This window comes from Klebsiella sp. CN_Kp088 (genome assembly GCF_040064335.1).
Lineage (GTDB): Bacteria > Pseudomonadota > Gammaproteobacteria > Enterobacterales > Enterobacteriaceae > Klebsiella > Klebsiella aerogenes.
On sequence record NZ_JBEAIQ010000024.1, the window covers coordinates 58033 to 73095 of the forward strand.

17 protein-coding genes are annotated in these 15063 nt (G+C 53.7%); 15 read left to right on the forward strand and 2 right to left on the reverse strand.

Features of this window, described 5'->3' with window-relative positions; translation table 11 throughout:
* Positions 1-10 precede the first annotated feature (10 nt).
* Genes ABLV08_RS14680 through ABLV08_RS14700 form a run of 5 tightly spaced genes read left to right on the forward strand, consistent with a single transcriptional unit; the run spans position 11 to position 2517 of the window.
* The gene (locus ABLV08_RS14680; RefSeq protein ID WP_196092906.1) at positions 11-1099 is read left to right on the forward strand and encodes a RecT family recombinase; all 1089 of its coding nucleotides are present in this window, start codon (positions 11-13) and stop codon (positions 1097-1099) included.
* A 34-nt stretch (positions 1100-1133) separates the two neighbouring features.
* Positions 1134-1487, forward strand: a complete 354-nt coding sequence (locus tag ABLV08_RS14685) for a hypothetical protein (RefSeq protein ID WP_047053500.1) — start codon at positions 1134-1136, stop codon at positions 1485-1487.
* A gap of 7 nt (positions 1488-1494) precedes the next feature.
* Complete coding sequence (locus tag ABLV08_RS14690; protein ID WP_080956931.1) at positions 1495-1965, forward strand: hypothetical protein; 471 nt, start codon at positions 1495-1497, stop codon at positions 1963-1965.
* Positions 1962-2270: a hypothetical protein gene (locus ABLV08_RS14695; RefSeq protein WP_047053502.1), complete on the forward strand. Its 309-nt coding sequence runs from the start codon at positions 1962-1964 to the stop codon at positions 2268-2270. Before ABLV08_RS14690 ends, ABLV08_RS14695 begins: the two co-directional genes overlap by 4 nt.
* Positions 2271-2277: 7 nt before the next feature.
* Entirely contained in the window at positions 2278-2517 is a 240-nt protein-coding gene (locus ABLV08_RS14700; protein WP_072056188.1) for a DUF4060 family protein, read from the forward strand.
* A gap of 220 nt (positions 2518-2737) precedes the next feature.
* Here the strand turns inward: ABLV08_RS14700 and ABLV08_RS14705 are convergent, their stop codons facing one another.
* Positions 2738-3955 carry a tyrosine-type recombinase/integrase gene (locus ABLV08_RS14705; protein WP_348856010.1) on the reverse strand — a complete coding sequence of 406 codons (1218 nt, stop codon included), beginning with the start codon at positions 3953-3955 and terminating at the stop codon, positions 2738-2740.
* Between the two features lie 146 nt (positions 3956-4101).
* On the opposite strand from ABLV08_RS14705, the gene sapC reads away from it, so the two are divergent.
* The 3 genes from sapC to sapF are packed head-to-tail and all read left to right on the forward strand — an operon-like array spanning position 4102 to position 6795.
* Complete coding sequence (gene sapC / locus ABLV08_RS14710) at positions 4102-4992, forward strand: putrescine export ABC transporter permease SapC (protein ID WP_015366244.1); 891 nt, start codon at positions 4102-4104, stop codon at positions 4990-4992.
* Positions 4992-5984, forward strand: coding sequence for a putrescine export ABC transporter ATP-binding protein SapD (sapD, locus tag ABLV08_RS14715; RefSeq protein WP_015366243.1), 993 nt, complete (start codon positions 4992-4994; stop codon positions 5982-5984). The genes sapC and sapD overlap by 1 nt, the downstream gene beginning before the upstream one ends.
* Position 5985: 1 nt before the next feature.
* Positions 5986-6795: a peptide ABC transporter ATP-binding protein SapF gene (gene sapF / locus ABLV08_RS14720; protein ID WP_015366242.1), complete on the forward strand. Its 810-nt coding sequence runs from the start codon at positions 5986-5988 to the stop codon at positions 6793-6795.
* A gap of 47 nt (positions 6796-6842) precedes the next feature.
* Here sapF and ABLV08_RS14725 read toward each other — a convergent pair whose 3' ends face one another.
* Positions 6843-8270: a cytosine permease gene (locus ABLV08_RS14725; protein ID WP_032714708.1), complete on the reverse strand. Its 1428-nt coding sequence runs from the start codon at positions 8268-8270 to the stop codon at positions 6843-6845.
* 197 nt (positions 8271-8467) lie between these two features.
* Between ABLV08_RS14725 and ABLV08_RS14730 the strand changes: the two genes are divergently transcribed.
* From ABLV08_RS14730 to osmB, 7 genes are all read left to right on the forward strand, one after another.
* Positions 8468-9010 carry a HutD family protein gene (locus ABLV08_RS14730; protein ID WP_316501984.1) on the forward strand — a complete coding sequence of 181 codons (543 nt, stop codon included), beginning with the start codon at positions 8468-8470 and terminating at the stop codon, positions 9008-9010.
* 242 nt (positions 9011-9252) lie between these two features.
* Positions 9253-10041 carry an enoyl-ACP reductase FabI gene (gene fabI, locus ABLV08_RS14735; RefSeq protein ID WP_015366239.1) on the forward strand — a complete coding sequence of 263 codons (789 nt, stop codon included), beginning with the start codon at positions 9253-9255 and terminating at the stop codon, positions 10039-10041.
* Between the two features lie 191 nt (positions 10042-10232).
* On the forward strand, positions 10233-11393 hold the full coding sequence (locus ABLV08_RS14740; protein ID WP_015705732.1) for a carboxymuconolactone decarboxylase family protein: 1161 nt from the start codon (positions 10233-10235) through the stop codon (positions 11391-11393).
* A gap of 81 nt (positions 11394-11474) precedes the next feature.
* The gene (locus ABLV08_RS14745) at positions 11475-13409 is read left to right on the forward strand and encodes an exoribonuclease II (RefSeq protein ID WP_015705733.1); all 1935 of its coding nucleotides are present in this window, start codon (positions 11475-11477) and stop codon (positions 13407-13409) included.
* 149 nt (positions 13410-13558) lie between these two features.
* Positions 13559-13741 carry a hypothetical protein gene (locus ABLV08_RS14750; RefSeq protein ID WP_015366235.1) on the forward strand — a complete coding sequence of 61 codons (183 nt, stop codon included), beginning with the start codon at positions 13559-13561 and terminating at the stop codon, positions 13739-13741.
* A 70-nt stretch (positions 13742-13811) separates the two neighbouring features.
* Positions 13812-14561, forward strand: coding sequence for a DNA-binding transcriptional regulator YciT (locus ABLV08_RS14755; protein ID WP_015366234.1), 750 nt, complete (start codon positions 13812-13814; stop codon positions 14559-14561).
* A gap of 268 nt (positions 14562-14829) precedes the next feature.
* On the forward strand, positions 14830-15048 hold the full coding sequence (osmB, locus tag ABLV08_RS14760; protein WP_026612282.1) for an osmotically-inducible lipoprotein OsmB: 219 nt from the start codon (positions 14830-14832) through the stop codon (positions 15046-15048).
* The last annotated feature ends 15 nt before the right edge of the window (positions 15049-15063 follow it).

Here is a 15063-nt window from a genome sequence, read left to right on the forward strand (position 1 = left end):
GGGAATAACAATGTCCAATTTAGTCGCAACTACTGAAAACCAGACCCAGAAGATCGACAACGTTTCTATTCTGACGAATGGTGAATTGTTCAACCGCCTGCGCACGCTTTCTGAAGTAATGGCCAACAGTGGAAATTTCGTCCCTGAACATTACCGCGGTAAACCAGATGCGTGCATGGCTGTAGTGATGCAAGCAGCGCGTTGGGGTATGGATCCGTTTGCAGTGGCACAGAAAACCTTCATCGTGGGTAACTCAGGTGTGCTTGGCTATGAGGCACAACTGGTGAATGCGGTAATTAACACCATGGCCCCAACCAAAGACCGGATCCATTTTGAATGGTTTGGTGCATGGGAAAATATCGTTGGCCGCTTCATTAAAAAAACCAGCGGCAAAGGTAACGACTACATCGCGCCGGGCTGGGATTTGAAAGATGAAGCTGGCGTGGGCGTCCGCGCCTGGGCAACGCTCAAAGGAGAATCAGAACCTCGTGAGCTTGTGCTGATGCTTTCTCAGGCACAAGTACGCAATTCTACACTGTGGGCGAGCGACCCACGCCAGCAGTTGGCCTATCTTGCCGTTAAACGTTGGGCGAGGCTGTATTGTCCAGATGTAATCCTCGGGGTATATACCGCCGACGAAATTGACGAACGCGAAGAAAAGGTTATCAACCCAGCGCAAACAGAAAAAGTCACGCTGAATGAGATAACAAACTCCGTTGGCGCTTCCACCAGCACGCAAGAGTCTGCATCTAACGTCGACGCAGTTGCCGATGGACTCCGCGACCGAATTGATACAGCTGACTCAGTGGATCAGGCCAAAGCCATTCGCGCAGACATCGAATCACAGAAAGCTCTGCTGGGTACTGCTCTTTATACCGAGCTGAAGAATAAGGCGGTGAAGCGCTACTACCTTGTTGATGCGAAGAACAAGATTGAGGCTGCCATAAATTCACTTCCTAACCCGGGGGATCCGGAAGCCGAAGCGTTATTCGCGAAGGCAGAAGGCACCCTGACCTCATCGCGCCGCCACCTCGGTGATGAACTGTATGACCAGTTCCGTATCACCCTGGACGACATGAAACCGGAATACCTGGGCTAAGGGAGGCGGGAGGGTTAGCCCTCCCGATAACGATATGAGCAAATCACTTAACGCACGATGCATACGCCGCTGGAAAGTTGAATTCAAAGGGCGCTGCGATTCGAAATATAGCCCCTACTGGCACAAGCGCGATCTCCGCGGTTACATCCGTGAGGCGGCACTGACTACGGCGTATTGCATGGTTGAAAACTTGGCCTACAACAACGCAATGCACGATTTTTTCGCTCATGTGGGTGACAGGAATTGCTGGTCGCCAGAGTTCTCAGCATGGTACGACGGGCGTCGAGAGCATTATCTCAAAGAAGCGCGCGACTACCTGAATGAAGAAGCCACCAACGACGAAATCGACGACGAAATAGAGAACGAACTGGAGGCCTGGAATGACTGAGCGCGGAATGAAATTCTCCAAATTCACTGAGCTGGTAGCCCGCATCTGGTCAAACCCAACTACGCAGCGTCGCGACCCGGAGATCACCATCTTCATACTCTCGCCTGGCAGCATCGGCGCATCGCCATCCGTTGAAGTAGAGTCAATTCAGGCTGGATTCGACTGGGACGCCGGGCAGGTTCTGATTTACCCTGCGCAACCACTGACCACGCTGACGCCTGAACAGGTAGCGGACATTACCACCAGCGTGAGCAAAGGCCAGTCCTGGCACGCATATGAGGCTTACAAGAAGCACAAGGCCCTGCTGGAAAACGCAGCGCTTGAGCATGCGAAAGTCGCCGGGCAGCGCGACGAGCTTCTGGCGGCGCTGGTTTCCCTGGCTGCTGTCGCTCGCCGCTATCTTCCGGATTATGACGAGCATCCGGAAGTGCAGAAGGCTGATAACACCATCTCCCGCGTCAAAGGCGGTGCAGCATGAGTCTTAAACATCGATTACCTGAGCTGGAAGCCAGCATCGACCCTGCGGCATTGCGCGCGGCCGCCGACGAATATTCGGATCTGCTTCTGACTTTGTGCTTGTGCATGAAGATGGCCGGCCCTACTCGGGAGAACTTGCGCGCCTGCGCCACCGAGCTTAAAAAACGCCTGACAACCTGGCACAGCCAGAAAGAGCTCAATGCAATTCTGTCCAGTTGGGATCCCGTTGGCTATGTTCTCGGCCTCCGTCGGGAGGCGAACGACAACGCGCGCGCAGCTGGCGATCCAGTTGATGTATTTGTGTGAGGTGGATATGCGACTGATAAACCGAAGCAAGCAATCACCGCTGGGCCGCCAGGCTTGTGATGCCGCACTGGCAAAACATGTTGAGCTTTATGGCGCCTACGGGCGACAGAAAACGAAGAGAACTTATACGGTGGTGGTTCAAGGCTCAAAGATCACTGTAGAAGTTGTAAACAGAAAATGCAGTTATGTGGCGACGGCCATGAGCTGCGCCCGTAGGCTGCAGCATCTTCCTGGACAATGTAACTAAGGGGCTTTTATGAATAACGCATCTCATTTCCAAGATGAAATATTGATAACCAGTGACATTCTGTCCAGATACAAAATTTCGCGCAGCACACTGTATTTCTGGAGCACACCATCCCGGATGCCATCGTACTTTTCTCAGCCGTTTCCGAAGCCAAAAATAAATGGCAGTCCTAAAAGATGGCGTTTGTCAGACCTTCTTGCTTGGGAAGACAACATGGGTATCAAACCAGAGGCTGGCCAATCAACTTCTCAAGATGACGTTGCCAAACAGCAAGCCAATGACGCTGATCATCCAAATAATCGTGGAGGTTATACCGCGCCATGACTCCAGACATATGATGCCCTAGTAGTTTTTCCACAACATGTGGTGGCGCACCTAATTCAGAAAGGCGCGTCGCCACTGTTCTTCTCAAATCATGAAGCGACCAAGGTTTCATCCCTGTTTTTGCAATTATCTGCGCAGAGAACAGAGCCACGTTTGGTTGAAGTGGCGGCCTGTCATCTTCTGGCCCCCTGTATCGTGACAACGTCACAACATGTTTTGAAACTGATGTTTCTTTTTCAGCTACCATCATCTGTATTACAGCCTCAGGAAGCGCCCTTCTCACCGACTTCCCAGTTTTATAATCACTTGCCGGGATAGTCCATGTTTGTTCCTTGAAATCAAACCATTCCCATTTTGCTCTTCTGATCTCTGTACTTCGACAGCCAGTCATAATGAGAAACTTCATTATCAATTGCTGCCTATATTTCATCTCAGGCAGGGCATTCCAAACTGTAATGATTTCATCATCACTTAACCTGCGATCTTTTACAGCTGCTGTGAGCCCTACATCTGATCGTCTAAGGCTTTCAATAGGGTTCACGTTAATTACCCCACGGTTGGAACAGAAACGAAATGTGCGCTGCATCAAACCGAGCATTTGCCCTGTAACCACTCTTCGCCCCATACCGTCAAAAAGATTTAGCCAGTGAGCTTTAGTTGTCTGATCTACAATCATATTTCCGAGCACTGGGGCTATATGATTATTGAAGTCGCGGCGGTTAACTTTGATTTTTACCAGACCTTCAGGGATGCAGTAGTACTTCTCCCAGTAATCGAATGCTTCTTTCACTGTAAGCGCTTCTACTTTTTTCTGTTTCTCGAGTACTACTTGCCGTCTAGGATCAAGCCCTTCCGCTAGCCAAGCCCTGAACTGCTGCCTACGTTCTCGCGCATGAGCTAATGAGGTGGTTGGATAATCACCAATCGTTAGTTGAGCGGCTTTCCCGTTCCATCTGTAGCGGTAAAAGAATGTTATACTGCCGGATGTAGACAACCTGACATTCAGACCATGTGCGTCTGAAATGACCTCGATTTGGTCTCTTTTTTTGCCAAGAGCTTTTCTTAATTTTGTGTCGGTAAGCAATGTGTACACTCCGGAAGAAGATATACACATCAGTGTACACATTATGCGTAAATTGATAACCTTCAAATCTATGAAGAACACACAAAAATAAAGCGTTACATACTGGCAAGGCGTTGATAATAGCGGGATTCTTGAAAAGAAATTAAGCATGACTAACAAACTTAAAACGGATTCATATGCCCTACGATAGCGTCTATCTCGAAAAGCGCCCGCCCGGCGCATTGCGCACCGTATGGCGTAAATTCTACGGCGATACCACCGCGATGATTGGTTTATACGGCTGCGGCGCGCTGGTGCTGCTGTGCGTATTCGGCGGCTGGTTCGCGCCTTATGGCATCGATCAGCAGTTCCTCGGCTACCAGCTGCTGCCGCCTTCATGGTCGCGCTATGGCGAAGTGTCGTTCTTCCTCGGGACCGACGATCTTGGTCGCGATGTGCTAAGTCGCCTGCTCAGCGGCGCGGCGCCGACCGTCGGCGGCGCCTTTGTGGTCACGCTCGGCGCCGCGCTGTTCGGCCTGGTGCTTGGCGTGATTGCCGGTTCCACCCACGGTTTGCGTTCAGCGGTAATGAACCACATTCTCGACACCCTGCTGTCGATTCCGTCGCTGCTGCTGGCGATTATCGTCGTCGCTTTTGCCGGGCCGCATCTGAGCCATGCGATGTTTGCCGTCTGGCTGGCGCTGCTGCCGCGCATGGTGCGTTCGGTCTACAGCATGGTGCACGATGAACTGGAAAAAGAGTACGTGATTGCCGCCCGCCTTGACGGCGCTTCCACGCTCAATATTCTCTGGTTTGCGGTTCTGCCTAATATTACCGCAGGGCTGGTCACCGAAATAACCCGCGCGCTGTCGATGGCGATCCTCGACATTGCCGCGCTCGGTTTTCTCGACCTCGGCGCTCAGCTACCCTCTCCGGAATGGGGCGCCATGCTCGGCGACGCGCTGGAACTGATTTACGTCGCCCCCTGGACGGTCATGCTGCCGGGAGCGGCCATCATGATAAGCGTACTGCTCATCAATCTGCTGGGCGACGGTATTCGCCGCGCAATTATTGCCGGGGTTCAATAATGCCGTTACTGGATATTCGTAATCTCACCATTGAGTTTAAAACCAACGAGGGCTGGGTAAAGGCCGTCGATCGGGTCAGCCTGACGCTGGCTGAAGGTGAAGTCCGTGGCCTGGTGGGGGAATCAGGTTCCGGCAAAAGCTTAATCGCCAAGGCGATTTGCGGCGTCACCAAAGATAACTGGCGGGTCACCGCCGACCGTATGCGTTTTGATGATATCGATCTGCTGCGCCTCTCTAACCGCGAGCGCCGAAAACTGATTGGCCACAACGTATCGATGATCTTCCAGGAGCCGCAATCCTGTCTCGATCCTTCCGAGCGTATTGGGCTGCAGTTGATGCAAAATATCCCCGGCTGGACCTTTAAAGGCCACTGGTGGCAACGCTTTGGCTGGCGTAAGCGCCGCGCTATTGAACTGCTGCACCGGGTGGGAATTAAAGATCACAAAGATATTATGCGCAGCTTCCCCTACGAGCTGACCGACGGCGAATGTCAGAAGGTCATGATCGCCATCGCGCTTGCCAACCAGCCACGCTTGCTGATTGCTGATGAACCCACTAACGCCATGGAGCCAACCACCCAGGCGCAGATTATTCGCCTGTTGACCCGGCTCAACCAGAATAACAACACCACTATTTTGCTGATCAGTCACGATATGCAGATGCTCAGCAAATGGGCGGATAAAATTAACGTCATGTATTGCGGGCAGACGGTGGAAACCGCGCCGAGCGAAGAGCTGGTGACCATCCCTCATCACCCCTACACTCAAGCGCTGATTCGCGCCATCCCGGATTTCGGCAGCTCAATGCCGCATAAAAGCCGGCTGAATACCCTGCCCGGCGCCATTCCGCTGCTGGAACAACTGCCGATCGGCTGTCGGCTGGGACCGCGTTGTCCCTATGCGCAACGCGAGTGTATCGTCACGCCGCGTTTGACCGGCGCGCGTAATCATCTATACGCCTGTCATTTCCCGCTGAACATGGAGAAAGAGTGAAATGGTCGAAACATTGCTGGAAGTTCGCAATCTGAGTAAGACCTTTCGCTATCGCACCGGCTGGTTCCACCGTCAGACGGTAGAGGCGGTGAAGCCGCTGAGCTTTACCCTGCGCGAGCGTCAGACGCTGGCGATTATTGGTGAAAACGGCTCCGGTAAATCAACGCTGGCCAAAATGCTGGCCGGGATGGTTGAGCCGACCACCGGCGAACTGTTGATTGACGACCATCCGCTGGAGTTTGGCGACTACTCATTCCGCAGCCAGCGTATTCGCATGATTTTTCAGGATCCCTCGACCTCGCTTAACCCGCGTCAGCGTATTTCGCAAATCCTCGATTTCCCGCTGCGCCTCAATACCGATCTCGAACCGGAAGCCCGGGAAAAGCAGATTATCGAGACGATGCGCATGGTGGGCTTGCTACCGGACCACGTCAGCTACTATCCGCATATGCTGGCGCCGGGGCAAAAGCAGCGCCTGGGTCTTGCTCGTGCCTTGATCCTGCGTCCGAAAGTGATTATCTGCGATGAGGCGCTGGCCTCGTTGGATATGTCAATGCGTTCGCAGCTAATCAACCTGATGCTGGAACTACAGGAAAAACAGGGAATATCCTACATCTATGTCACCCAGCATCTGGGGATGATGAAGCATATCAGCGATCAGGTGCTGGTGATGCATGAGGGTGAAGTGGTCGAACGCGGCAGCACCGCCGATGTGCTCGCCTCGCCGCTCCACGAACTGACCAAGCGGCTGATCGCCGGCCATTTCGGCGAGGCGCTGACTGCCGACGCCTGGCGAAAAGATGGTAAATAGCGTTAACCTTCCTTCAGGGGCGGCATAATAGCCGCCCCTGCTATTTATCACTGCGGAAACACACTCTGCGCCGGTAATGGTCGGCGGTCAAAGCGGCGCAGCGCATAATACAACCATCCAGTACCTACCCAGCCGATAATCCATGACACATCATTGCCGGCGAATATCCACGTCAGCGAACCATGGAACAGCGGGTTCTCAATAAACGGCAGTTGAATAAGCACGCCAATGATATAAATGGTAATGGCATACAAATTCCAGAAACCATAGCGCTGATGCGGATCGCTAAGCGCCGGAATATCGACCGCGCCTTTAGAAATAATGTAGTAATCGGTCAGGCTGATGGCGCTCCAGGGAACGAAAAAGGCCAGCAGGAATAACAGGAAATGGGTGAAATGCTTTAAGAAAGCCGGTTCGCTAAGCAGCGCGATAATACACGAAGCCGCGACCATCAGGACGACGAAAGCAACGCGGCATTTCTGCGACAACGCCGTCTGGCGACGGAAACCGGAAACAATGGTGGTCAGAGACATAAAACTGCCGTAGGCGTTAAGCGTCGTGAAGGTGATCTTGCCAAAGCAAATAGCAAAGTAGATAACCATCGCCATCACCTGGCTTTTACCCAATCCCACTAGATAACTCACTTCATGACCGGGGAAAGCGCTGCCGGCAATCGCGGCGGTAAACACCCCCAGCGTCATAGATGTCTGGGTTCCCAATACGGTACCGAAAAACACCGAGCAGAACGTTTTCGTTGCCGATACATTGCGTGGCAGGTAGCGCGAATAGTCGGACACATACGGGCAAAACGCGATTTGCCACGACGAGGACAGCGACACGGCCAGCAGGAACATCGGCAGGGAGAAATGGTTATTTTGCGCCAGGGCCGCGAGATCCGCCGACATCAGCAGGGTAACGAACATATAGACGAAGGCCAGAATGCCGATAATGCTCGCCAGTTTACCCAGCTTATGAATCACCTTATAACCCAGCACCGCAATAACAATAATAATTGCACTGAATAGTAGCATTCCGGCTACATTGCTGATACTCAACAGTTTTGCCATCGCCTGCCCCGCCAGTACGGTACCGCTGGCGGAGAAACCGACATACATAATGCAGACCAGTACCAACGGCACTACTGCGCCAAAGACGCCAAACTGGGCGCGGCTGATTATCATCTGCGGCAAACCCAGCCGTGGTCCCTGCAGCGCATGCAGCGACATTACCGCCGCCCCCAGCACCTGACCGAGGAGAAGACCTATCAGCGACCACACCACGTCGCCGCCCAGCACCACGGCTAAAGCGCCGGTGACAATAGCGGTAATCTGCAGGTTGCCGCCAAACCACAGGGTAAACTGGCTAAACGGATGCCCATGCCTTTCGCGCTCGGGGATGTAATCAATCGACCGCGTTTCACTTAATCCAGCCTGACTATTTTTTGACTGCCCATCTGTAGATGAAAAAGAAGACATAGGTACCTCGCTATTATTATTTATTCACTCCCCATCTGACCGATCCTGTATATACAAGCATTGACAACTGCCCGCACCGCACGCATCCTATTTTTGTGATGAATATGTAAATTCTTTGTATTGCAAAAAGTAACAAAACCATAACAATAACGTTGATAACGCCTGCGCATACCGCGCTAAACCGAGGTGTAACGCTCATGATCGTTCCCGTCCAACTATCCACTCTGCCCGTCACGCCCTGGAAAAATGGCGCAGGCGAGACCCGTGAGATAGTCTGTGTCCCCTCTCCTGACGCCCCTTTTTTATGGCGAGCCAGCATTGCCACTCTGCAAAATGATGGTCCGTTTTCCTGCTTTCCCGGCGTCGACCGGGTCATTACTCTACTGGCCGGGCAGCCGCTGCGCCTGAAAGGCGAAGCTATCGATCACCCTTTAGCGCTTTGGCAACCCTGGGCTTTTGCCGGCGAGTGGCCGCTGCGTAGCGAAGGGATCCGCGAACCCGGTCTCGACTTTAATATCATGACCCAGCGCAACCGCGCCGCCGCCGAGGTACGGGTCGTTGATGATATACAGACTCCCGGCGACGAAGGCGTCGCTTGGGTATTACAGGGGCGCTGGCAACTTGGTGAACGGCAATGTGAAGCGCAATCGGGTATTTTCTGGCATCAGCAAGCGCCGGGCGAACTCGCGCCGCTCACGACGGACGCCCTACTGTTACTCACCACGATCGTGCGCCGTTAACCGCAGAAATATCGGTAACGCGTCGTGATCTCACGGTAAATCGTAGTGATTATCCGGTGATATACTGGGGTAAGCGCATTTATCATTACGCGCTGCGTTGCGATAGGCGGCACAAAAAATCGTGACACAAGGGGTCTTCAGTGGGATATAATTCCCGGCTAAATTTGAGTTATTTTGAAATAACAACGTTAACCGTTTGATTGTTAGAGTAAAAATAAGCAATAACGATAAGGATTAAAGCTATGGGTTTTCTTTCCGGTAAGCGCATTCTGATCACTGGCGTGGCCAGTAAACTGTCCATCGCCTACGGTATTGCGCAAGCAATGCACCGTGAAGGGGCTGAACTGGCATTCACCTATCAGAACGAAAAACTGAAAGGCCGCGTAGAAGAGTTTGCTGCTGCGCTGGGTTCTAACATTGTGCTGCAGTGCGACGTGGCTGAAGACGAAAGCATCACCGCGCTGTTCACTGAGCTTGAAAAAGTATGGCCGAAATTTGATGGTTTCGTGCACTCTATCGGTTATGCGCCGGCTGACCAGTTAGATGGCGACTACGTCAATGCCGTCACCCGCGAAGGTTTCAAAATTGCCCACGACATCAGCGCTTACAGCTTCGTGGCAATGGCGAAAGCTTGCCGCTCGATGCTGAACCCGGGCTCCGCGCTGCTGACCCTCTCCTATCTGGGCGCTGAGCGCGCTATCCCGAACTATAACGTGATGGGTCTGGCAAAAGCGTCTCTGGAAGCCAACGTCCGCTATATGGCGAACGCGATGGGTCCGGAAGGTATTCGCGTTAACGCCATCTCCGCGGGTCCGATCCGCACCCTGGCGGCATCCGGTATCAAAGATTTCCGTAAAATGCTGGCGCACTGTGAAGCGGTCACCCCGATCCGTCGCACCGTCACCATCGAAGACGTCGGCAACAGCGCGGCCTTCCTGTGCTCTAACCTGTCTGCGGGCATCTCTGGTGAAGTCGTTCACGTTGACGGCGGTTTCAGCATCGCTGCGATGAACGAACTGGAACTGAAATAAGTTCCCTATCCTCCTCACCCCGGTGAGGAGGATCTCTCTCCTTTCTCTGCTTACGCTTCTCTTCTGTTATTCCAATCCGCTATTTGTTAGTACGTATCAATATTTTCTCCTGCTTCAGGGTTACGCCAGGATAGTTGTGCATAGAGGTACCGCGAAACGGCGGTTCGCCACCTACCGAACAAGGAACGCCCATGGAGCAACGCCGCGTGTATGGCAAAAACCACTGGTATCACGAGACCCAGTCAACCAATAGCCCGGTCGAGATTCTTCCTCTGGTCCCGGAGGCCGCTGACGTTGATGACCGTTTTTTGCTCGATCTGCCACTCGCAGCCGATCTCAGCCACCCTCATGAAGGCTGGCTGGCGCCCGCGCGTCAGTTGACAAAGGTCCTTTTCCCGGACAACGTCACGGTAACCCGATTACAAACCTTCAGCGCCTACGACCGTCTTAGCACCGCCCTGACCGTCGCTCAGGTCTACGGCATACAGCGCTTGTGTAACCACTACGCCGCCCGTCTGGCGCCGTTGCCTGGCCCTGACTCCTCACGAGAAAGTAATCACCGGTTGGCGCAGATAACCCAGTACGCCCGCCAGTTAGCCAGTTCTCCCTCGGTTATCAACGAGGTCTCCCGCCGCCAGCTTGAGGAGGTCGGGCTGACCAGCCGCGATATTGTGTTAATTAACCAAATTATCGGCTTCGTGGGCTTTCAGGCCCGCGCGGTGGCCGCATTTCAGGCCGCGCTTGGGCAACCGGTACGCTGGCTTCCCGGTATGCCGCAGCAGAATGATGCCCCGGCAGAACGCTTTACTGATGTTACTGGAGAGTGGTCCCTGGATATCGATGATGCCGACCTGCGTTACGCCAATGATGACAAGCAAGTCAGGCTCGCCGCATGGAACCGTCATCCCGGCCTGCAGCCTCTCGCCCCCCTTCTGGCAACGGATGAAGGCGCGTTGGCCCTGCTACATCAACTGCTGAATCAACTGGATAATTCTGCGCAGCCCTTAAGCGCAATGGCGGCGTTACTCGCGGCGCGAATCAACGGCAGCGTCAGCTGTTTTAACGCCTGGAGAGCTCGCTGGACAGGTGACAACGGATTGTTGCAGGCATTGCGCGGCGATGAACGAACGGTTCAGCACTGGGCGCGAAGCCATTCTTTGGAACACGTTTTCCTACAGGCGGCGCAGCTATTGACTCGTGCGCCGGACCGTTTTAGCGCCGCGCAGCTAACTCCCCTCACTGAATATGGGCTTTCCCGCGTTGAGGCTATCGATCTGCTGGCGTGGTGCGGCCTCTGCGGGTGGCTGAACCGGCTTAAAATCGCCCTCGGTGAGGTACGTCAAGCGACGTAAAATGCTGAAACAGCGCTTGCTGAGGCAGGCATATTCGCGTAAAAATGTCAGCCGCTCTTTTAGCCACGAAAAAACCTAATTATGTTTCAGGACAACCCGCTGCTAGCGCAGCTTAAACAGCAATTGCATTCCCAGACTCCCCGCGTTGAAGGGGTCGTTAAAGGCACGGAAAAAGGTTTTGGCTTCCTTGAAGTCGACTCGCAAAAAAGCTACTTCATTCCGCCGCCGCAAATGAAAAAAGTGATGCATGGCGATCGTATTATCGCTGTGGTCCATACCGAAAAAGAACGTGAAAGCGCCGAGCCGGAAGAGCTGGTTGAGCCTTTCCTGACCCGTTTTGTCGGTAAAGTGCAGAAAAAAGACGATCGTCTGTCTATTGTTCCTGATCATCCGCTGCTGAAAGACGCCATCCCTTGCCGCGCCGCGCGCGGCGTAGAACACGACTTCAAACAGGGTGACTGGGCGGTGGCTGAAATGCGTCGCCATCCGCTGAAAGGCGACCGCGGTTTCTATGCCGAATTAACGCAATTCATCACCTTTAGCGACGATCATTTCGTGCCGTGGTGGGTGACGCTGGCGCGTCATAACCTGGAAAAAGAAGCGCCGAATGGCGTTGCCACCGAGATGCTCGATGAAGGACTGGAACGCCGCGATCTGACGCCGCTTGAGTTCGTAACCATCGACAGCGCCAGCACCGAAGATATGGACGATGCGCTGTATGTCGAGCGCGCCGACGACGGTAAACTGCTGCTGACCGTCGCTATCGCCGATCCGACAGCGTGGATTGCCGAGGGCAGTAAACTGGACAACGCGGCGAAAATCCGCGCCTTCACCAACTATCTGCCGGGCTTTAATATCCCAATGTTGCCGCGCGAGCTGTCTGACGATTTGTGTTCGCTGCGCGCCAACGAAGTGCGTCCGGTACTCGCCTGCCGCATGACTCTGGCGGCTGACGGCGCCATTGAAGATAATATCGAATTCTTCGCAGCAACTATCGAATCTAAAGCCAAACTGGCTTATGACGACGTCTCCAACTGGCTGGAAAATATCGGCTCATGGCAGCCTGCTGATGACGCTATCGCGCAGCAAATCAAACTGCTGCAGGAAGTCTGCCAGCGCCGCAGCGAATGGCGTCAAACCCACGCGCTGGTATTCAAAGACCGCCCTGATTATCGCTTCGTGTTGGGTGAGAAAGGTGAAGTGCTGGATATCGTTGCCGAACCGCGCCGCATCGCCAACCGCATCGTTGAAGAGTCAATGATTGCCGCTAATATCTGCGCGGCACGCGTGCTGCGAGATAACCTGGGCTTTGGCGTTTATAACGTGCACACCGGTTTCGATCCGGCCAACACCGAACAACTGGCCGCGCTGCTGAAGACGCACGATGTGCACGTCGATCCGCAGGAAGTCCTGACACTCGACGGTTTCTGTAAACTGCGCCGCGAACTGGATGCTCAGCCTTCAGGTTTCCTTGATAGCCGCATCCGCCGCTTCCAGTCGTTCGCCGAAATCAGTACCGAACCGGGCCCGCACTTCGGCCTTGGGCTGGAAGCTTACGCCACCTGGACTTCGCCAATCCGTAAATACGGCGATATGATCAACCACCGTCTGTTAAAAGCCGTCATCAAAGGCGAGACCATTGGTCGCCCGCAGGATGACGTCACCGTGCAGATGGCGGAACGCCGTCGTCTGAACCGGATGGCGGAACGCGACGTCGCAGATTGGCTGTATGCTCGCTTCCTCAATGATAAAGCCGGAACCGATACCCGCTACGCGGCAGAAATCATTGATGTCAGCCGCGGCGGCATGCGCGTGCGCCTGGTCGATAACGGCGCTGTCGCCTTTATCCCGGCACCTTTCCTGCACGCGGTGCGCGATGAACTGGTCTGCAGTCAGGAGAACGGAACCGTACAGATTAAAGGTGAAGTCGTTTACAAAGTCACCGATGTTATCGACGTGACTATCGCTGAAGTCCGTATGGAAACCCGCAGCGTCATCGCCCGTCCGGCGGCGTAACGCTTTTATGGCCCCTGCCCAGGGGCCATACATTTCTCGTTTTGAGTGAATATCGCCAGCCGCGCAAGGATGTGCGTTTTTTTCGCTTCTCTTTTGCAACTGTTTTTTGCATCATTGATTTCATTCATTTTTGTAACCAGGATAATGCTATGTCTGATCTGAATGCCCGCCTGCTCGCCCAACGTATCGATACCGTGCTGGATATTCTGGTTGCCGGAGATTATCACTCGGCGATCCATAATCTGGAGATCCTCAAAGCCGAGCTGCAGGCGTTGTCTCACGACGAGCCAGAGAAGGACTCAGGGCAATCGAAAGCGCCGTGGGAAATCTAAATCATTCCTGTCCCCCAGCACGCCTTAAGGCCTGCTGGGCGCCGTATAGACCTCTAACTGTGATGTAGCTATGAACGCCCGACAACAAAGTATTTTGCAAATGGTCATCGATAAAGGCCGTATGAGCGTAGCCGATCTGGCCAGGATGACCGGTGTCTCAGAAGTCACTATTCGTCAGGATCTGAATTCTCTGGAAAAACAAAGCTACCTGCGCCGTACCCACGGCTTTGCGGTACCGCTGGATAGTGAAGACGTCGAAACCCGGATGATGACCAACTTTGCCATTAAGCGTGAACTCGCCGCGCGCGCCGCGTCGCTGGTGGCAGCCGGAGAGACGGTGTTCATCGAAAATGGCAGTTCAAACGCCCTTCTGGCTCGCACATTGGCGGAACGAGGCGATATCACCATCATCACCGTGAGCAGCTATATCGCGCATTTACTCAAGGAAACGCCGGGCGAGGTGATTCTGCTGGGCGGTATTTATCAGAAGCGCAGTGAAAGCATGGTCGGCCCGTTAACCCGCCAGTGCATTCAGCAGGTACACTTTAGCAAGGCATTTATCGGCGTTGACGGCTGGCAGAGCGAAACCGGCTTCACCGGCCGCGACATGATGCGCGCCGATGTGGTTAATGCGGTGCTGGAAAAACAGTGCGAAGCCATTGTGCTGAGCGACAGCTCGAAATTCAGCGTTGTGCATCCCTATCCGCTGGGCCCGATTTCCCGTTTCAATCGCATCATTACCGATAATAATTTGCACGACACTATCCGCCAGCAGCTCACCGACAGCGGTTTAACCGTCGATATTGTTAACCCCGCCTGATCGCTTCCGCCAGCGCCCGATAAAATGGCGTTGGCGTCCCTTCTGCGTCTGAGAGTATTCCGACCCGCAATTAAGATTTTTTACCTGACGTTAAATTTTAAAATAAGTAGAATTATTATTAGCGATATAACAGGAAGTGACTATCACCTGCGTGATTAGAGCAACACCTGCGCAACTTAAGTTTCATGGAATAACCCGTAAGTCATAGCCTGTTGCTATGCTTAAAGGAAGTTGTATCCATGAATAGATTATTCAGGAGAATAAAATGATGACTTCGATGAGCAAAAAAATGGCTGCGGCCGTACTGGCGGTTACTGTAGTAATGTCTCTGAGCGCTTGCTCTCACTGGTCTAAACGCGACCGTAACACCGCAATCGGCGCCGGCGCCGGCGCACTGGGCGGCGCGGTATTAACTGACGGCAGCACCCTGGGCACCCTGGGTGGCGCAGCGGTTGGCGGCATCATTGGCCACCAGGTTGGCAAATAACCACCCCGCATATTA